This is a genomic window from Marinococcus halotolerans DSM 16375 (assembly GCF_000420725.1).
Classification (GTDB): Bacteria; Bacillota; Bacilli; order Bacillales; family Marinococcaceae; genus Marinococcus; species Marinococcus halotolerans.
This window is the reverse complement of sequence record NZ_ATVM01000012.1, coordinates 16,636-34,987: the sequence shown is the minus strand read 5'-3', so window position 1 is coordinate 34,987 and position 18,352 is coordinate 16,636. Positions and strand designations below refer to the sequence as shown.

Below are 18,352 nucleotides of genomic sequence, written 5' to 3'. Positions count from 1 at the left end.
ATTAAAGGAGGAATTTTATTATGCAGGAACAAGCAGTAACGACCCTGAAAAATTTTATCGGCGGGGAATGGGTGGCGTCCCGGTCCGCCACCGACAAGGTCTACAATCCGGCCACCAGTGAGGTGATCGCCCATGTGCCGCTCTCCTCGAAGGACGAAGTGGACGAGGCGGTGAAGGCGTCGAAAGCGGCGTACCGCGACTGGTCGAAAAAGCCCGTCCCGCAGCGCGCCCGCATCCTGTTTGCCTACCAGCAGCTGCTCATCCGCCACTGGGACGAGCTCGCCGAGATCATTACGCTTGAAAACGGCAAAAACCTGAAGGAGGCCAAAGGGGAAGTGCAGCGCGGCATCGAATGCGTGGAATTTGCCGCGGGGGCCCCGACGCTCATGATGGGCGATCAGCTGCCGGACATCGCGACCAACATTGAGTCCGGGATGTACCGCTACCCGATCGGCGTGGTCGGCGGGATCACCCCGTTCAACTTCCCGATGATGGTGCCGTGCTGGATGTTTCCGCTCGCGATCGCCTGCGGCAACACGTTCGTGATGAAGCCGTCCGAGCGGACCCCGATGCTGGCGAACCGGCTGGCGGAGCTGTTTGAGGAAGCCGGGCTTCCGAAGGGCGTATTGTCCGTGGTGCACGGCGCGCATGACGTGGTCAACGGGCTGCTGGAGCACGAGGACGTGCCAGCGATTTCCTTTGTCGGCTCCCAGCCGGTCGCGGAATATGTGTATAAAAACGGCACGGCGCACGGCAAGCGCGTCCAGGCCCTCGCGGGGGCAAAAAACCACACGCTCGTCATGGAGGATGCGGATCTGGATAACGCGGCCTGGCAGATTTTAAACGCCGCCTTCGGCTCCGCCGGCGAGCGGTGCATGGCCGCCTCCGTCGTCGCGGTGCAGGAAAGCGTCGCTGACGAGCTGGTGGCAAAGATCCAGGCGTATGCCGACGACGTCACCATCGGCAACGGCCGCGAGAAGGACGTGTTCCTCGGGCCGGTGATCCGCGAGGGCCACCTCGAGAAAACGAAGGCCTACATTGATAAAGGCGTCGAGGAAGGCGCAACGCTCGTGCGCGACGGCCGCGAGGACGAGGTCGCCAAAGACGGCTACTTTATCGGCCCGACGATCTTTGACCACGTGCAGCAGACGATGACGATCTGGCAGGACGAAATCTTCGCGCCGGTCTTATCCATCGTGCGGGTGCCGGACCTGACCGCCGGCATTGCATGGGCGAACGAGTCCCGCTTTGCGAACGGCGCCTGCCTGTTTACGAGCTCCGGGCACAGCGTCCGCGAATTCCGGGAGACGATTGATTCCGGGATGCTCGGCATCAATGTCGGCGTGCCGGCCCCGATGGCGTTTTTCCCGTTTTCCGGCTGGAAGGATTCCTTCTACGGCGACCTGCATGCGAACGGCAAGGACGGCGTGGAATTCTACACCCGCAAAAAAATGGTCACCGCACGCTGGTAATCGTACAGCTTCAGCACAATAGCACCACCCCAGGACTGTCTTCTCTTTCCTTTCTATTCTGAGAGAGGAGAAGGCAGTTTTTTTCTTCTATAAAACGACAACAGGAAGGGGATTTTTATGCCCGTATTAACAACAGCACAGGCAATCGTACGTTTTCTGGAGCAGCAGTATATTGAATGGGACGGCGAAGAAATTCCATTTGTAGATGGAATGTTTACAATCTTCGGTCACGGCAACGTACTCGGCCTTGGCCAGGCTCTATCTGAAGCAAAGCGGCTCCGGGTCTACCAGGGAAAAAATGAGCAGGGCATGGGACATGCAGCAATATCATACGCCAAACAGAACAATCGCAAACGCATCATTGCCTGCACGTCTTCTGTCGGACCTGGCTCTGCCAACATGGTGACAGCGGCGAGCGTGGCGACGGTAAACAACATCCCGCTGCTCCTTTTTCCGGGAGACATCTTCGCAAGCCGCCAGCCGGACCCGGTGCTGCAGCAGGTGGAGCAGCCTCATGACTTAACGCTTTCCACTAACGACGCGTTCCGCCCGGTAAGTAAGTTCTGGGACCGAATTACACGACCTGAGCAGCTGATGAACTCCTTAATCCAGGCGATGCGTGTACTGACAAATCCGGCAGAAACCGGTGCTGTTACCGTCTCCGTGCCGCAGGACGTCCAGGGGGAAGCCTATGACTTTCCGGAATCGTTTTTCCAGAAACGGGTCCACCGCGTCTCAAGAAAAGTGCCGGATGAGCGTTCGGTAAAGGAAGCGGCAGCATTGATCCGGAGCAAAAAGCGTCCGTTCATCATTTGCGGCGGGGGTGTCCGTTATTCCGAAGCAGGAGAAAGCCTGAAAAAAATGGCTGAGGCCTGGAACGTGCCAATTGCAGAAACGCAGGCCGGAAAAAGCGCGGTGGAAAGCACGCATGAGTGGAATGTCGGAGGCCTTGGTGTAACTGGTAACCTGGCAGCGAATACACTCGCTCCGAAGGCGGACGTTATTATTGCAGTAGGCACGCGCCTGGCTGACTTTACTACCTCCTCGAAGCAGCTGTTCCGGGATGAAAATGTCGAATTTATTTCGATCAACGTCTCGGAATTTCACGGAGTGAAAATGGACGCCTCGCCGTTGATCGGCGACGCGGAAGCCGTGATTGAAGCGCTTGTAAATGAGACCGGGGACTACACGTCTGAATTTAAAAACGAGACCGAAGAGGCAAAGGCCGCGTGGGCCAGGGAAAAAGAACGCCTTTATTCTGTGCGCTATACGGAGGAAGGATTTACCCCCGAAATTGCCGGGCATCTTGACGAGGAGCTGCAGGAGTACCGTAAAGTACTGGGTACGGACCTGGCGCAGACAACAGCGCTTGGCATCGTGAACCGGGAAATCGATGAAGATGCTGTAGCCGTTGGAGCAGCGGGAAGCCTGCCTGGCGATATGCAGCGCCTGTGGGAGTCGAGCCAGAAGTACCGGTACAACATGGAGTACGGCTATTCCTGCATGGGCTATGAAATTTCCGGGGCGTTCGGGGCCAAGCTCGCGGAGCCGGATAAGGAAGTATATGCCATGGTCGGGGACGGCAGCTTTTTGATGCTGCACTCGGAAATGATTACAAGCGTGCAGGAAAACAAAAAGATTAACGTGATGCTGTTTGATAATTCCGGCTACGGCTGCATTAACAATCTGCAGATGGGTAACGGCATGCAGAGCATCGGGACTGAATTCCGTCATCGTGATGAAGCAAAGGATGAAATGTGCGGCAGCGTGATGCACATTGACTATGCGAAGGTAGCTGAAGGCTACGGCCTGAAAACGTACCGGGTGACGACAGAGGAAGGATTAAAAGAAGCTATCGCTGATGCGAAAAAGCAGACAGTGTCCACGCTGATTGACGTAAAGGTGCTGCCGAAAACAATGACCGGGGATTATGAATCCTGGTGGCACGTCGGCGTTTCAGAGATTTCTGAACGCGAAAGTGTACGGGAGTCCTTTGAAGACAAAGAAAAGCAGCTGCAGCAGGCCCGCAAATATTAAATGGTTAAACGCGTTCAAAGCCCTGGCTTTGAGCGCTTTTTCATATAGAAAGCCAGCTTTTTGATAAATCGCTTACATTTTTTCCGTTTACCCCTTGAATTACCCGGAAGGAAACGATAGTATAAACATAAGTTAAGCGCTTACTCAAAAACAATTATAAATAATAATAAAAAACAGTGCAGGAGGTTTTGAAACGTGAATAAAGTTAAGGTGGGAATACTGGGAGCGGGGCACATAGCCGCTGTTCATGCTGCCCTTTTAAAGCAGGACGAGCGGGTTGAAATTGTTGGGATTGCCGATATTTTTGAGGATAAAGCGAAAGAACTGGCCGCAGAAGCCGGCCCGGACGTTCGCACAGCGGGGTCCATCGAAGAGCTGATTGCGCTAGGCGTGGATACTGTCTATGTCACCACGCCGAACACGATGCATGTCAGTCCGGTTCTTCACTGTTTAAAGAATAATGTAAACGTATTCAGCGAAAAGCCGATGGCAACCTCGGAAGAAGAAGCAAGGCAGATACGCGATGCCGCACGGGAATCCAAAGCCTGCTACAATCTCGGCATGAACCGCCGCTATGCCTATGTGTACAAAAAAATTAAAAGCTACATGGATTCCGGCCAGCTTGATGCGTACTCCGCACATTTCAAAATGAACCGGGGAGAACTGCTGCATCCTGCCTGGACGTCTGATCCGGCGAAGACCGGAGGCTTTTTATACGAAACGCCCTTTCATCTGATGGATCTCTGCCGCTATTATTTCGGAGAAGTAAAGAAAGTAAAATGCGAAGCAACGCAGGCCGTATCAGACAGCGAGCTCGATAATTTTGCGATTCTTTTGACCTTCGAATCCGGCCTGGTCATGACCTTCAATACCTTTGCCCATTCCGGGTGGAGCTTCCCATTTGAAGCAATTGAAATCTACGGGAAATACAGTACAGCATCGACCGCTGAACTCGAAACCGTGAAAATTGCCTGCGGCCTTGAAGGGGAAATTGATTCCTCTGATTACCACCTCATGCCTGTCAGTAAAAAATGGGGCTATGAAGAAGAAGACCGGCTGTTTATTGATGCTCTGGTCAATGGTACAGAACCGCCGGTAAATGCAGAGGAAGCGTACAAATCCACCTTCCTGCTGACAAGCATTTATGAAAGCGCTAAAACCGGTGAAGAAATAAACATTGCCGAGCAGTTAAATAAAGTATTTTCTTAAGGTAAAGAAAGCAGGAGGGGAGAAAAACCAATAGAGGAGAGCGGACAGGAAAATACAGGAGGTGCACAAATGGCACAGAATGATATAAGGGTGGCGGTGCTTGGACTCGGAAGGCTCGGGCTGTTTCATGCAAGCAATATGATGAACAAAGTAAAAGGAGCCGAGCTGATACTGGTATGCGATCCACTCGCCGAGCACGCCGAAATGGTGGCTGAACAGCTTGGGGTCCAGCGCTGGACGTCTGATCCTGAAGAAGTGTTTGCCGACCAGGATGTTGATGCAGTAGTGATTGTAACGCCGACCAGTACGCATGCTGACATGATTACAAAAGCAGCCCGCAGCGGCAAGCAGATCTTCGTGGAAAAGCCGCTGACCTCTACCGTGGCGGAAGCTGAAGAGGTGATTAAGGTCGTGGAAGAAACCGGCGTTGTCTGCCAGGTCGGCTTCATGAGAAGGTACGACCCTGGTTTCCATGATGCCAGAGAGCGCATTGAAGCCGGCGAAATCGGCAAGCCGATTTATTTTAAAGGGTTCTCGAGAGACAGCGGTTCCCCGCCTGCCTCCTTCATTAAAAACAGTGGCGGGATATTTCTGGACTGCTCGATTCACGACTATGACATGGCCCGGTATTTAATGGGCTCGGAAATTTCTTCTGTGTCCGGCCACGGCCGCATTCTTATCAATTCCTTCATGGAAGAATACGGCGACGTCGATCAGGCAATTACGTATTTGGAGTTTGAAAACGGAGGCGCCGGAGACGTGGAAGCAAGCAGAACCTCCCCGTACGGCCATGACATCCGGGCAGAGATTATCGGCACTGAAGGAGCCATCTTTGTCGGCTCCCTGCGCAACAGTGATGTGACGGTGCAAAGCAGTGCCGGGAGCAATCACGAAATAGTGCCAAATTTCCAGACGCGGTTTCGTGAAGCCTATATTCTCGAGCTCGAACAGTTTATTAAATGCGTTAAAGGAGATGAAGAGCCAAGGGTTACTTCGCTGGATTCCAAGATCAATATGCAGGTAGCACTTGCGGCTACCGAATCGTTTAAAAACAATGGGGAACGCATTTACATGAAAGATGTCCACCAGGATAAGGTTTATACCGACTAAAGCAGAAGCGGAAACTATAAGAAAAGGGGTGCAGCATATGGCGGGACTTGGAAACTACGAGTTTCAGCTCGGGATTGCAGCTATAAGCTGGGTGAATGACGACATTCCGGGCCTGGGAGACCACTATTCGTTGGATCAGATTTTAGGAGAAATGCGGGAAATCGGGTACGGGGCGACTGAAATGGGACGTACCTTCCCGCGTAACCTCGAGGAATTAAAAGCGATTCTCGAAAAGCACGATATTACGCTTGCCAGTAAATTCGTCGGAACGCAGTTTTCCAATCTGCAGCATAAGGATCAGGAGGTCCGCGATTTCGAAGAATGGGCCCGGTTTTTGAAAAGCATGGACTGCGAATACGTCATTGTATGTGAAATGGGCAACTCGATGCACTGGGATAAAGATGATCCCGACAAAGCAGAAATCACAGCGCCGTCAGAAGCGCAGTGGAAAAGCATGGTGGACGGCTTGAACGAAGCTGGGCGCATCGCGAAAAAATACGGTCTTGAACTCGTGTATCATCCGCATGCCGGAACGATTGTAGAACAGCGTGAAGACGTCGACCGCCTGATGGCAGAAACCGACGAAGATGCTGTGTCGCTGCTGTACGATACTGGTCATGCCTTTTTCGGCAACTACGACCCAATGGATCAGCTGACACGGTACTACGACCGCATTAAGTATGTACACTACAAAGACGTCCGTGAGGACATTTGGAATAAAACAATTAACGAAAATCTGACGTTCCGGGAAGCTGTGCTCGAAGGCCTGTTTACCGTACCGGGTGACGGATGTATTGATTTTGAACCTGTCCTCGAAGAGCTGATGAAACGGGGGTACCAGGGATGGACAGTGGTAGAAGCAGAGCAGGATCCGGACGTGGCCCCGCCGTACAAATATGCAAAAATGGCAAAGGATCATCTGGATGAAACAATGGAAAAGGTGTTGGAAAAATACGGGGAAAAAGCCGGCAGATAAAACGAACGAAGGCATTTCGAGTGCATATCGAAATGCCTTTTTCTGCTATAGAGAGCCTGAACTCCGGCAGGTCTGCAAATACTGTTGTTTTCCCGCCGGGGAAAAAGCTGAAAAGAGAAGGCTTTCCCGGTGGATAGGAAGGAGCAAAGGATTTATAATAAACGAAACGATAAAAATGAGGAAGATAAAATGAGACCGACAATTTACGACATCGCTGAGCGGGCTGAGGTTTCGATCGCTACAGTGTCAAAGGTGATTAACAATAAAGGAAAAATTGGAGAGAAAACCAAACAGCGGGTGCTCGCCATTATGGATGAGCTTGATTATCAGCCGAGTACGGTGGCCTCGGCCCTGACGGGAAAGCAGACGAATACAATCGGCCTGCTGGTCCCTGATATAGCAAACTCCTTTTTTGCCGAGCTTGCGAGAAGCGTGGAAGATACGGGGCACGCCGGCGGGTTCAATGTCGTTATATGCAATACCGACAACAATCCGGAAAAAGAAATTCAATATTTGTGGTGGCTGAATCAAAAAAGAGTGGACGGTATTATTTTAGGGACAGGGATACAAAACACGAAAGCCCTGCAGGATTTTATGAAACAGAACATTCCCCTCGCGCTCGTGGCAAGAGATGCTTCCGAGATTAACGTAGATACGGTGCTCGTCGATGACTACCGGGGGGGATACGCGGCTACGAAGCATCTGCTTGAGGCAGGACACACCCGGATTGCATTTGTGGTAGGCGAGATGAACAATTCGAGTGATACGGAACGGCTGAAAGGCTTTTATGAAGCATACGATGAACATGGAGTGAGCCGGGAGAAAGCGGTGCTTGTAAAAGACAATCATTCGATTGATGATGCTAAAAAGTCGATGCTTGAGACTCTCCGGAGCACTCCGGATATCACTGCCGTGTTTGCTTTGAATGACTTTTTGGCAATCGGCTGTATTCAAGCAGGTAAAGAAGCAGGGCGCCGGGTACCTGAAGATTTGTCTGTTGTCGGCTTTGATGATACATTTATTGCTACATTGAGCGATCCGCCGCTGACTACAGTAGCGCAGCCTATTCTTGAAATGGGGCGGCTGGTGACCCAGATGCTGGTGGACCGGATCGGCGGTAAAAACGAAACGACACGGACGGTTATTTTAAATCCGGAGCTGCACGTGCGTAAGACGACCGCAGGCATAAAAGAAGCAGAAAGGGATGTTACCAGCTCATGAAATACAACACGCTTGGAAAAACAAACGAAGAGGTCTCTGTCGTAGGTATTGGAACGTATCAATTCGGCGGGGAATGGGGCAAAACCTTCACTCAAAAAGAAGTGGACGGCCTGTTTGAAGCGGCAAGAACGGAAAGCCTTAATTTTATCGATACCGCCGAATGCTACGGAGACCATCTGGCGGAAGAACTGACCGGGGCGGCCATTCAAAAGGACCGCGATCAGTGGTTTGTAGCCTCCAAGTTCGGCCATCATTTTCACGGGCCGAACGACCGGACCCGGCACTACGACCCGGAGGATGTGCAAAAGCAGCTCGAAGCATCCCTAAGGGCACTCCGGACAGACTACATTGATCTTTACCAGTTTCATTCCGGGACAGACGAAGAGTTTCAGGATGATAAGCTGTGGACGATGCTTGATAAACAGAAAAAAGCCGGCAAGATTCGCCACCTCGGTCTTTCCGTAAAAAAACAGGACTACATGGATCAGATCAGGCAGGCAGAGGCTGTCGGTGCAGAAACGATACAGCTCGTGTACAACCGTCTCGATCGTAAAAACGCCGAGGATGCTTTTCCGGAATGTGACCGCCAAAATCTCGGCGTTATCGCAAGAGTGCCGATGGCGAGCGGCTACTTAAGCGGAAAATATACACCTGGAGCTTCCTTTGAAGAAAATGATGTCCGCCACCGCCATCCGCAAAACGAACAGGAAGCGGCTCTTCAGGAAGCCCTGCGGCTTAAGGAAAACCTGCCCGACGATGTGCCTCTTGCCCAGTGGGCACTTGCCTGGTGCCTGTCCAATTCGAGTGTGGACGCGGTCATCCCCGGCTGCAAAACGCCGGAACAGCTGGTAAGCAACGCCAAAGCCGTAGACCTTCTTGATAATAAAGACAATTCCCTGTTCACGATTTAACTAAAACAGCTGACGCCTTTTCCTGAAGAGGAAAGGGCGTTTGGTATGTAAAGAACAAAAAATGTCTTTGTATCAAAGCTGTTGTTTCTTTCGGGTAGCAGAAGGGAATAGTGGTGTAATAATTCATGAACAGGAAGGGTGATGGAGTGTGGCAGAAGTAGAATACTGGAAACAGTTCGTAGTGGAACCGCATATGCTCGAAGCTTCAAAAACTGAAGTATCTGACGTGTTGAAGGTTTGGAAGAACGGGGAAAAGGATGCAATCGTGGTGGTGGACGAAGACAGCCGTCCGGTAGGTATTCTCGATGAAACAAAGGTGTGGAACCACATCTATAAGGAAAAAAGCCTTAATAAAAAGATTAAGGACGGCTGGATTTTAGAAGTGTCCCAGATTACTGAAGGGCAGGTTCCGGAATCATGGGAGCAGCAGTACCCGCCAATTGCGGTCGTAAACAAAAAGGGGAGAGTGACCGGAGTCTGGACGGAAAAAGCATTAAAGGAGCTACATACGTCTGAAACGGCTTCTTCTCCTACCTTCCGGCCCTCCATCGCTTCCTTCCGGCGCATCATAGGGGAAAATGAAGAGATTCACCGGGCTATCCAGACGGCGAAGCGGGCCGCTAAAACGAAAACCCCTGTCTGGCTTTCCGGGGAAACGGGCACAGGCAAGGAATTGTTTGCCCAGGCGATTCATCAGGAAAGCGGAAGAACAGGAGAGTTTGTAGCGGTAAACTGTGCCTCTATTCCGGACACTCACCTTGAAGAAGAATTATTCGGAAAAGAAGTCCCAATGCAGCCCCAGCAGGGTTCTGTCGGTTTACTCGAAGCAGCTCATGAAGGCACGCTGTTTCTCGATGAAGTAGGCAATATGTCTATGGCGATGCAGGCAGCGCTGTTGCGCGTGCTTGAAGATTCGTATGTGCGCAAGATCGGCAACGCGGCACCGATTCCGGTGAATATGAAGATTATTTCTGCCACTAATGAAAATATCGAACAGCTGGTGGAGGAAGGAAAATTCCGCAGGGATCTGTACTACCGCCTGCACGTAGTGCCCGTAGGTCTGCCGCCGCTGCGCGAGCGGCCCGAAGACCTGCCGCTTCTGGTGGAGTACTACAATACCCACTTTTCCACTGAGCTTGGCGTGAAGCCGCTAAAAATAACGAATAAAGCCATGGAAGCCATGAAGCAGTATGATTGGCCAGGGAACATCCGGGAATTGATGAATGTCATCGAACAGCTTGCCGCTATGCACGACGGCGGAAAAATACGTACAGAGGATCTTCCCATCCCTTCTGCAGCAGCACGTGAAGCCGCAGAGCCTGTGGAGGCTCCGCGGGCCGAAAGCGCAAATGCCGCAAACTGGAAGGACCAGAAATCAGCCCAGGAGCAGAATATGATCAAGCAGGCGCTTGAAGAAGCAAACGGTAATAAAACAGAAGCTGCCAAAAAGCTTGGAATTCACCGGACGACGTTGTATAAAAAAATGCGCGATCATCAGATGTAGCAAAAAAAGCAGGAGCTCTCCTGCTTTTTTTGTGCGAAAAATTATAGAGGCTATACTCTTTTTTCTTCGTAGGAATAGACCGACGACTTACGGAAATACAAAAATAAAGCTCCCATCGTCAGCAGTATAATGCCTGCTGTAATTTGATATAAATACTGATAGCCGACAGCGTTCACTAAAAGTCCGAGAAAAAAGGAGCCAAGAGCGATGCCGGAGTCAAACATTATAAAAAATGTAGCTGTTGCATGCCCGCTTCGGTGCGGCTCAGCCGCCTGAATGGACATTGTTTGAAAACCGGGCAGAAGCGTGCCGTAGCCAAGTCCGATCAACGCGGCAGACAACAGCAGCATCCAGCCGGCAGTGGTAAAGCTGAGCGTTACGAGGCCGATGGCAAAAATCAGCAGACAAGGGTACAGAACAGTTCCGGGCCCTCGGGTATCAAATAACGGCCCGGCCACCGGACGTGAAGCAATGACGACTACAGCGAACACAAGAAAAAAGAAACTCGATACCTGAATCAGACCTGCTGCTTCGGCGAACAGGGACATGTATGAAATGACGCCCGCGTAGGAAAAAGAAGCAAGCAGCCCGATAGACGCAATTGGAAGCGCCCGCAGTTCAATAAAATCATGAATGGAGAGCTTCTTTTTTTCAGTAAGCGGCGCGGCAGGGATTCCTGGATCGCGGGCAATGGCGGCACACCAGACGCCAATAATCATAAACACGCCAAGCAGTACAAATAAAAGGGCAAAAGGAGCAAACTGTATCAGCGTCAGTCCGATGAACGGCCCGATAACGACGGCCACATTCATAGAGGTAGTGAAATAACCAAGGCCCTCCCCGCGACGCTCGTTGGGAATAACATCGGCAGCGATAGCACCGGTAGCTGTACTCAAAATGCCAAAGGGGATGCCGTGTATAAACCGGAGCAGCAGCAGCCCCGTGTACGTATCGATAAAAAGGTATAAAAAAGTACAAATAACAAACGCAGCGGCCCCCCAGACCAACGCCCGTTTACGTCCGGTTTTTTCCATGATTTTGCCGGCGAACACCCGGGTGATGATGGTGGCCACAAGCATAATCGTGACGATGAGCCCGCCCTGGGCACTGGTGCCGCCGAGACTGCCAGTAACAAAAAGGGGCAGTGTAGTTAAAAGAGAATAAAATACGGTGAAAACCATGAAATTGGTAATCGTGATACTAATAAAATCCTTTGTCCATATGGGATGGTCGTGCCGGCTCATTGTTCCACGCTCCTTTCGTTCGTAATTTTTCCAAGCAGCTCATGCAGATCTTTTCGTTCCCGGTCTGACAGCTGCGTTAGAGAACGCCTCTCTGCCTCTGCCACCCGTTCTTTAATTCCGGGAAGCATCTTTTTCGTGGTATCGGTGAGGTGAATGATCTGCGTGCGCCGGTCTGAACCGGCACGTTTTTCAATCCAGCCGTTGCGTTCCATCGTGGCAATGGTGCGGGCAATCGTCGGCGCTTCCACCTGCAGATATTTCCGCATATGCGCCTGGGTAGACGGCCCGCCGGTATCAAGCACATACATAATCATATACTGCGCATGAGACAGCCCAAACGGGGCAAGCGTTTCGTTTAGCGTGTTCGAGAGCGTACGCGCCCGCTGATGAATCATATGAACAAGCTGATCTGATTCCATAGAAAAGAAAGCTCCTTTTGAATTTAATTAGCATGCTAACTAATTGCAGCTTTACCAGTATACGAAGTATTTGGATAAAGGTAAACCCTGGAAACGATTACGAAAGGCAAAAAAATTAATAAAGCGTTTGCAATTTAGAAATGTATCTTTTAGAATGAAATAAATCGTTTTACTAAAACGTTTTATCAGGAGGGAAGATATGCGTAAAAATGTGACGCTGCGTGATGTGGCAAAAGAAGCTAATGTTTCCATAAGCACCGTATCCCAGTTTATGAACGGCCGTTTTACATACATGGGCGAAGAAACAAAAGAACGTATCGAGCAGGCTATTTCCCGGTTAAACTACCGGCCCAATGCGATTGCAAGAGGACTGAAGCAGCAAAAAACGACCACGATCGGCGTTATTATAGCAAACGTAGTACACCGGTTTTCTACGCTTGTGGTCAGAGCAATTGAAGATATGTGCATTAAATACAATTACCACGTCATCATCTGCAATGCCGATGACGATGAAACGAAAGAAAAACAGTATATCGACATGCTGATGGCAAAGCAGATTGACGGAATGATTATTATTCCAAGCAGCCAGGACCGAAAAAACTATGAAGACATTCTAAGCTATCAAATTCCGTTAGTATTTCTGGACAGGACGGTAGATCAGTCAGAAGTTCCCTCTGTCGTGGTGAATAATTACAAGGCTTCGTACGAAGCGGTAAAGCATTTAGCAGGCAGGAGCTACCGGAGAATTGGTTTTATCGGTCCGGAGCTGAAAATGAATACAAGAAAAGAACGCTTCCGCGGCTTTGCGGACGCGCTGAAGGCAGCGGGTATCGCTGAAAACGAAAAGCTTGCATATCACGGGGAAGTGAGCGGCGCCCAGGAGGCGCTGAAGGATATGATGAATCAGCAGCAGCCTCCGGACGCGCTGTTTATCTCTAACGACCGCATGCTCGTAGAAGCACTGACATTTGCCAAAGAAAATCAGCTCAATATTCCTGAGGATCTTGCCCTGGTGACGTTTGATGAAGTAGAATACGCAGCTTTCTTTACCCCCTCGCTGACGACCATCGAGCAGCCGGCCTACCAAATGGGGGAAAAAGCAGCAGAGCTTCTGCTGGAGCAGGTGAACGACGGCGTGCCGGCCGAGAAATTGAGCCGTGAATATGTGTATCAGACGACTTTTCATGTACGGGATTCTACTGAAGAAAAAATATAAAAGGAGGTTTTGAACGATGAAAAAAGTAAGCGTTACCATGATGGCGCTCACCGCTGGAATACTGGCAGGCTGCAGCAGCAGTACGGATAGCACGGCCGGGGCAGAAGAAAATGTTCATTTAGTGGCCGCCACCCAGCTTGATGATCAGAGTCCCTACGCTGTTGGGCTGAGAGAATTTAAAGAAGTCGTAGAAGAAGAAAGCGATGGAAGCGTCACGGTGGAGGTACACACGAACGGATCGCTTGGCGGAAGTGAAGCAGAGCTTGCCCAGAGCGCGGAGACGGGCTCAGTGGACCTGGTGGTAGCTTCTCCCGGCTATCTGGCCCAGAAAGTAAAGGAAGTAGATTTTTTCTCCATTTTGTATTTGTTTGAAGACCGGGAGCACTGGAAGCGAGTGGTAGACGGCGAGGTAGGCGATGAAGTAGCACGCGTGACGGAAGAAAAATCAAACTTTAAAGTGCTCGATTACTGGTCGGCAGGCACACGCAATTATTACGGAACGCAGCCGGTGGAAACGCCGGAGGACCTGGAAAATAAGACAGTCCGGACCCAGGATTCACCGGTAGTGACGGATACGTGGCAGGCGCTCGGAGCACAGCCGACGAGTGTAGCCTGGAATGAAATGTATCAGGCGCTTCAGAACGGATTGACGGATGCAGCGGAAAATGATTTTACCAACATTTATTTAGCCAGCCACTACGAAGTAGCGGATCATCTGTCACTCACGGAGCACGACGTTACGACACGGGTGTTTTTCACGACCCAGGAGGCGTATGACGGTATGAATGCCGAGCAGCAGGAAGCAGTTGATACAGCGGTAAGGGAAGCGACTGAAACTGCGCGTGCCACTGATGAGGAATTGGCCAGTGAGTACAAAGAAAAGCTTCAGGAAGAAGGCATGGAAATCAATGAGGTGGATAAGGAAGCCTTTACAGAGCAGACGGAAGACGTACGCAGGGATGCTGTAGAAAACCTCGGGATGGAAGAAGAATACGAGCGGGTCCAGGAACTAAAGGATGAATAGGAGGGTAAGAAGATGAGAGCATTTATCGATACAATACAGCGAATGTTTTTGTGGGGAGGCGCAGCTGCTTTTTCTGTTTTCTTTATATGCGTAGCGCTGCAGGTGATGACCCGCTATATTCCAGGCGTCGCCTTTCTCTGGTCAGCCGAGGTGGCCACATATGCCTTTATATGGATGGTGCTTCTCGGAGCAGCGGCAATGGTTAGAGAACGCCAGCATTTTACTGTGAGCATCCTTTTGGAGAAGCTGTCCGGCAAGTATCTGCTCGCGCTCCAGGTAGTCATTCATTTCTTTTTAATCCTGTTCGGTCTCGCGTTTGTGATCCACGGGGTCCAGATAACAATGCAGTTCAGCAGCTGGACGCTGAACTACCTGCCGGGCGTCAGTCAATTTTTCATCTGGCTGCCTGTGCCAATTGCCGGGGCAGGGATTATGCTGTTTGCGTTTCAGAATGCGATGGACCACTGGCGTCACTACCAAAATATCGTGGAGGTGAATAAAAAATGATAACCGCGATCGGACTTATACTGCTCTTTTTAATATTGATGGTTCTAGGCATCCCTATTGCCTTTGTGATTGGCATTGTGAGTTATATCGGCTTTCTCGTTATGGGTACGGTGCCGCTTGAAGCCGTTATTCAGCAAATGTTTGTCGGCCTGAACTCCTTTATTTTACTTGCTGTACCGCTGTTTATCTTTGCAGCAAACATCATGAACCGGGGAAAAATATCCGAGCGGCTTATCCAGTTTGCGGTGTCCCTCGTCGGTCATATCCGCGGGGGCCTCGCCCACTCCAACGTCGTTGTTTCCATGTTTTTCGGAGGCATATCCGGAGCGTCCACGGCTGATACGGCCGGAGTGGGAAAGATTCTGATCCCAAGCATGAAAAAAGAAAAGTACAGCACAGAAACGTCAGTGGCTGTAACCGCCGCATCCTCCACGATGGGCATGATCATTCCTCCATCGATTCCAATGGTTATTTACGGAAGCCTGGCCGGAGTGTCGATTGGTCAGATGTTTATCGGCGGGATTATTCCAGGACTATTAATCGGCGTTGGCTTAATGGTGTTTATATCAATCATCTCAAAGAAAAATAATTATCCGAAGCATGACCGGCTCGATACAAAGGCGATTGTCAAACACGGCATCCGGAGCTTTCCGCCGCTGCTTACGCCGATTATTATTCTCGTCGGCATCATGGGTGGCTTTGTGACACCGACCGAAGCGTCGATTATCGCCTGCATTTATTCATTTATTCTGGCGTTCTTTTTTTACAAAAGCATCCGCCTGCGGGATATGCCGGAGATCGTTATTGAAACATTGAAGCTCAGCTCGCTTACGCTGTTTGCGCTGGCGACCGCCACGTCGCTTGGACGGCTGATCAGCTTTAACAATATTCCAGCCCACATTTCATCCTTTTTCCAGGAATCGGTGCCGTACGCGTGGCTTCTGATTGTGCTGATTATCGCTTTGTTCTTATTTGTCGGCATGTTTATGGATACCGTGCCTTCGATCATTTTGTTTGTGCCTATTATACTGCCGGCGGCATCAGAGCTTGGCCTCGATCCGATTCATCTCGGAATTGTCGTACTCATGTGTCTGGCTGTAGGCCTTGTGACACCGCCGTACGGTCTGTGTCTGCTGCTTGCAAGTGCGATTGGCGGGCTTTCCATCAGCCGCTCCTTTAAAGCGACGATTCCGTACATTGGCATGATTCTGGTTGTGATTTTAGTAATTGCATTCGTGCCGGGCATTTTCATGTGGCTGCCGAATGCATTTGAATAAGAATGGAGGCAGCAAAGATGCAGGACATCCTTACAATTGGTGACGCAATGATTACAATGAATCCGAAACAGCGCGGGCCGATGCGCTTTACGACTGAGTTTGAACGGAAAATCGGCGGGGCCGAGCTGAACGTGGCCATTGGCTGCGCCCGCCTCGGGATACGTACCGGCATGATCAGCCGTCTGGGCCGCGATGAATTCGGACGCCATATTTTTAACACCCTGCGGGGGGAAGGAATTGACGTTTCGGGAATAGCCCTGGAAGACAACTATGCTACTCCCGTAAATTTTAAAGAAACGCTCGAAAACGGAAACGGACGTACGTTTTACTACCGTTTTCCGTCCCCGACAGAAGAGATAACGCTACAGCACATTAAAGAGCAGCTGAACGGGCAGCCGAAGGTGTTTTATATTACCGGGGTGTTTGCTTCACTCCGCCCGGAAAACGTGGAAATGCTCCGGGAGGCCTTACGCTTTGCAAGAGAACAGGGAGTGCTTACAGCTATGGACCCAAACATCCGTCTGCGCCTTTGGAGCAAAGAAGAGGCCGGGGAGGCGATCCGGTCACTGCTTCCATACGTAGATCTTATGCTGAGTGGAAGGGAGGAAGCGGATATGCTGTTTGGCGTACAGGCAGTAGAAGAGCACCTTGCTTCTTTTCAATCGTACGGCATTGACCGTGTCATTATTAAAGACGGCAGTGCAGGAGCATCGGGAAAAAGCGGAAGCAGTGAAGCCGTACATCAGACGGCGGAAAAGGTAGAAAAGGTGGCTGACACCGTAGGTGCAGGAGACGGTTTTAACGCCGGATTTCTGTACGGCCTGCTGCAGGGCTATCCGCTGGAAAAGGCATTGAAAACCGGTTCGACGGCCGGGGCAAAAGTGGTGCAGGTAGCAGGCGACAATGAAGGGCTGCCGCTTTTAGAGGAAGTGGAGGCAGCGCTTGGGAACGAAGAACGCGTGGAACGTTAAAGGAGGAAGCAATGAACATACAGCTGGCGTTGGACCGGTTACCATGGGACGATTGTTTTTCGATCGTTCATCAAACCGAAGCATATATCGACTGGATTGAAATAGGAACCGGAGTCATTAAAGAATACGGGATGGACATCGTCCGGCAGATGAAGCAGGAATATCCGGATAAAGTGCTGGTTGCCGATATGAAGACTTGCGATGCAGCCAGAGCAGAAACAATCCAGGCCTTTGAGGCAGGCGCAGATGTAACGACGGTAATGGCTTTTGCGTCAGATGCTTCTATTCAGGCCGTGCTGGAAACTGCTGAAGAATACGGCAAAAAGGCCTTTGTGGATCTGTTGAATGTGCAGGAAAAACAGCGCCTTGAGGAGCTCGACAAGCTTGGCATCCGCAGCGCATCGCTGCATATAGGTAAAGACATGCAGCAGGCAGGAACGGGCGACAGTAATTATTACAGGCTGCTGCGGGCATTTCCGCACTGGGAGGTGTCAGCAGCCGGCGGCTTAAAGGCAGATACTCTTCACAAAATCAAGGATGCGCGTCCGGACGTAATTATTATCGGAGGCGCTATTACTAAAAGCGAAAACCCGCGGGCGGCAGCAGAACGCATACGATCGGAGGCAGAAAGACTATGAACGCAGAACATGTGTTAAACACTATTTCCCGGGAAATAACAGAGGTTGTTGGCAGCGTGCGTGCAGAGGAAGTGGAACAGGCTGCTGCACAGCTTAACCAGGCTTCGAGAATTTTTGTAGCCGGAGAGGGGCGTTCCGGACTTGTCGGAAAGATGTTTGCGATGCGGCTCATGCACAGTGGATATAACGTGTTTGTCGTGGGGGAGACCATCACTCCTTCTGTGGATGAGGGAGACTTACTCGTGGTATTATCCGGATCGGGAAATACTTCGATTCTCGTTCATACGGCGGAACAGGCGAAAAAAAGCGGAGCAGAGCTTTTGATCTGCTCCACCAACCGGGAGTCTTCCCTGGGAAAGATCTGCGATACTTTTATTGATGTTCCTGCAGCAACAAAAAAGCGGCTGGAGCACGAGCCCGAAACGATTCAGCCATTGGGAAATCAATTCGACCAGAGTCTGCACCTGATACTGGACGGTCTGATTATTACTGCTGTCCACGTGGGTGGTGAAGCTGACTATGAGCAGATGGCAAGACGCCACTCCAATATGGAGTAGCACATATGTACCAACCGGTCCGGCCAAGAGCCGGACCGGTTGTTTTTTATCGGCCGGGC

17 protein-coding genes are annotated in these 18,352 nt (G+C 50.8%); 15 read left to right on the top strand and 2 right to left on the bottom strand.

Features of this window, described 5'->3' with window-relative positions; genetic code table 11:
* Positions 1-20: 20 nt before the first annotated feature.
* The 8 genes from G548_RS0109850 (at position 21) to G548_RS17855 (ending at position 10,440) form a co-directional block, all read left to right on the top strand.
* The gene (locus G548_RS0109850) at positions 21-1,472 is read left to right on the top strand and encodes a CoA-acylating methylmalonate-semialdehyde dehydrogenase (protein ID WP_022793990.1); all 1,452 of its coding nucleotides are present in this window, start codon (positions 21-23) and stop codon (positions 1,470-1,472) included.
* A gap of 117 nt (positions 1,473-1,589) precedes the next feature.
* The gene (iolD, locus tag G548_RS0109845) at positions 1,590-3,509 is read left to right on the top strand and encodes a 3D-(3,5/4)-trihydroxycyclohexane-1,2-dione acylhydrolase (decyclizing) (RefSeq protein WP_022793989.1); all 1,920 of its coding nucleotides are present in this window, start codon (positions 1,590-1,592) and stop codon (positions 3,507-3,509) included.
* Positions 3,510-3,704: 195 nt separating this feature from the next.
* Entirely contained in the window at positions 3,705-4,718 is a 1,014-nt protein-coding gene (locus G548_RS0109840) for a Gfo/Idh/MocA family protein (protein WP_022793988.1), read from the top strand.
* Between the two features lie 69 nt (positions 4,719-4,787).
* Positions 4,788-5,828: an inositol 2-dehydrogenase gene (gene iolG, locus G548_RS0109835; protein ID WP_022793987.1), complete on the top strand. Its 1,041-nt coding sequence runs from the start codon at positions 4,788-4,790 to the stop codon at positions 5,826-5,828.
* Between the two features lie 37 nt (positions 5,829-5,865).
* A complete protein-coding gene (gene iolE, locus G548_RS0109830; RefSeq protein ID WP_022793986.1) occupies positions 5,866-6,804 on the top strand; it encodes a myo-inosose-2 dehydratase in 939 nt (312 codons plus the stop codon).
* 189 nt (positions 6,805-6,993) lie between these two features.
* Positions 6,994-8,025 (top strand): LacI family DNA-binding transcriptional regulator, encoded by a 1,032-nt coding sequence (locus tag G548_RS0109825; RefSeq protein WP_027847322.1) that lies wholly within the window; start codon positions 6,994-6,996, stop codon positions 8,023-8,025.
* Positions 8,022-8,936 carry an aldo/keto reductase gene (locus tag G548_RS0109820; RefSeq protein ID WP_022793984.1) on the top strand — a complete coding sequence of 305 codons (915 nt, stop codon included), beginning with the start codon at positions 8,022-8,024 and terminating at the stop codon, positions 8,934-8,936. The genes G548_RS0109825 and G548_RS0109820 overlap by 4 nt, the downstream gene beginning before the upstream one ends.
* Before the next feature lie 148 nt (positions 8,937-9,084).
* Positions 9,085-10,440, top strand: coding sequence for a sigma-54 interaction domain-containing protein (locus G548_RS17855; protein WP_022793983.1), 1,356 nt, complete (start codon positions 9,085-9,087; stop codon positions 10,438-10,440).
* Positions 10,441-10,490: 50 nt separating this feature from the next.
* Here the strand turns inward: G548_RS17855 and G548_RS17850 are convergent, their stop codons facing one another.
* Together G548_RS17850 and G548_RS0109805 are read right to left on the bottom strand one after the other, a co-directional pair.
* Positions 10,491-11,684: an MFS transporter gene (locus G548_RS17850; RefSeq protein ID WP_022793982.1), complete on the bottom strand. Its 1,194-nt coding sequence runs from the start codon at positions 11,682-11,684 to the stop codon at positions 10,491-10,493.
* Positions 11,681-12,103, bottom strand: a complete 423-nt coding sequence (locus tag G548_RS0109805) for a MarR family winged helix-turn-helix transcriptional regulator (RefSeq protein ID WP_022793981.1) — start codon at positions 12,101-12,103, stop codon at positions 11,681-11,683. Before G548_RS0109805 ends, G548_RS17850 begins: the two co-directional genes overlap by 4 nt.
* Positions 12,104-12,302: 199 nt before the next feature.
* On the opposite strand from G548_RS0109805, the gene G548_RS0109800 reads away from it, so the two are divergent.
* Genes G548_RS0109800 through hxlB form a run of 7 tightly spaced genes read left to right on the top strand, consistent with a single transcriptional unit; the run spans position 12,303 to position 18,293 of the window.
* Positions 12,303-13,319, top strand: coding sequence for a LacI family DNA-binding transcriptional regulator (locus G548_RS0109800; RefSeq protein ID WP_022793980.1), 1,017 nt, complete (start codon positions 12,303-12,305; stop codon positions 13,317-13,319).
* Positions 13,320-13,335: 16 nt separating this feature from the next.
* Positions 13,336-14,343: a TRAP transporter substrate-binding protein gene (locus tag G548_RS0109795; RefSeq protein ID WP_022793979.1), complete on the top strand. Its 1,008-nt coding sequence runs from the start codon at positions 13,336-13,338 to the stop codon at positions 14,341-14,343.
* 12 nt (positions 14,344-14,355) lie between these two features.
* Complete coding sequence (locus G548_RS0109790; protein ID WP_022793978.1) at positions 14,356-14,850, top strand: TRAP transporter small permease; 495 nt, start codon at positions 14,356-14,358, stop codon at positions 14,848-14,850.
* Positions 14,847-16,127 carry a TRAP transporter large permease gene (locus G548_RS0109785; RefSeq protein ID WP_022793977.1) on the top strand — a complete coding sequence of 427 codons (1,281 nt, stop codon included), beginning with the start codon at positions 14,847-14,849 and terminating at the stop codon, positions 16,125-16,127. Before G548_RS0109790 ends, G548_RS0109785 begins: the two co-directional genes overlap by 4 nt.
* A 17-nt stretch (positions 16,128-16,144) precedes the next feature.
* Positions 16,145-17,098 (top strand): sugar kinase, encoded by a 954-nt coding sequence (locus G548_RS0109780; protein WP_022793976.1) that lies wholly within the window; start codon positions 16,145-16,147, stop codon positions 17,096-17,098.
* A gap of 11 nt (positions 17,099-17,109) precedes the next feature.
* Positions 17,110-17,736 carry a 3-hexulose-6-phosphate synthase gene (gene hxlA, locus G548_RS0109775; protein WP_022793975.1) on the top strand — a complete coding sequence of 209 codons (627 nt, stop codon included), beginning with the start codon at positions 17,110-17,112 and terminating at the stop codon, positions 17,734-17,736.
* On the top strand, positions 17,733-18,293 hold the full coding sequence (gene hxlB / locus G548_RS0109770; protein WP_022793974.1) for a 6-phospho-3-hexuloisomerase: 561 nt from the start codon (positions 17,733-17,735) through the stop codon (positions 18,291-18,293). The genes hxlA and hxlB overlap by 4 nt, the downstream gene beginning before the upstream one ends.
* Positions 18,294-18,352: the final 59 nt, after the last annotated feature.

Excerpts from the sequence above, each read along its gene's own strand:
- iolG (WP_022793987.1), top strand. The coding sequence starts at position 4,788 with ATGGCACAGAATGATATAAGGGTGGCGGTGCTTGGACTCGGAAGGCTC.
- G548_RS0109850 (WP_022793990.1), top strand. The coding sequence starts at position 21 with ATGCAGGAACAAGCAGTAACGACCCTGAAAAATTTTATCGGCGGGGAA.
- G548_RS0109825 (WP_027847322.1), top strand. The coding sequence starts at position 6,994 with ATGAGACCGACAATTTACGACATCGCTGAGCGGGCTGAGGTTTCGATC.
- G548_RS0109805 (WP_022793981.1), bottom strand. The coding sequence starts at position 12,103 with ATGGAATCAGATCAGCTTGTTCATATGATTCATCAGCGGGCGCGTACG.
- hxlA (WP_022793975.1), top strand. The coding sequence starts at position 17,110 with ATGAACATACAGCTGGCGTTGGACCGGTTACCATGGGACGATTGTTTT.
- G548_RS0109790 (WP_022793978.1), top strand. The coding sequence starts at position 14,356 with ATGAGAGCATTTATCGATACAATACAGCGAATGTTTTTGTGGGGAGGC.
- G548_RS17850 (WP_022793982.1), bottom strand. The coding sequence starts at position 11,684 with ATGAGCCGGCACGACCATCCCATATGGACAAAGGATTTTATTAGTATC.
- G548_RS0109820 (WP_022793984.1), top strand. The coding sequence starts at position 8,022 with ATGAAATACAACACGCTTGGAAAAACAAACGAAGAGGTCTCTGTCGTA.
- iolD (WP_022793989.1), top strand. The coding sequence starts at position 1,590 with ATGCCCGTATTAACAACAGCACAGGCAATCGTACGTTTTCTGGAGCAG.
- G548_RS0109795 (WP_022793979.1), top strand. The coding sequence starts at position 13,336 with ATGAAAAAAGTAAGCGTTACCATGATGGCGCTCACCGCTGGAATACTG.
- G548_RS0109785 (WP_022793977.1), top strand. The coding sequence starts at position 14,847 with ATGATAACCGCGATCGGACTTATACTGCTCTTTTTAATATTGATGGTT.
- G548_RS0109800 (WP_022793980.1), top strand. The coding sequence starts at position 12,303 with ATGCGTAAAAATGTGACGCTGCGTGATGTGGCAAAAGAAGCTAATGTT.
- iolE (WP_022793986.1), top strand. The coding sequence starts at position 5,866 with ATGGCGGGACTTGGAAACTACGAGTTTCAGCTCGGGATTGCAGCTATA.
- hxlB (WP_022793974.1), top strand. The coding sequence starts at position 17,733 with ATGAACGCAGAACATGTGTTAAACACTATTTCCCGGGAAATAACAGAG.
- G548_RS0109780 (WP_022793976.1), top strand. The coding sequence starts at position 16,145 with ATGCAGGACATCCTTACAATTGGTGACGCAATGATTACAATGAATCCG.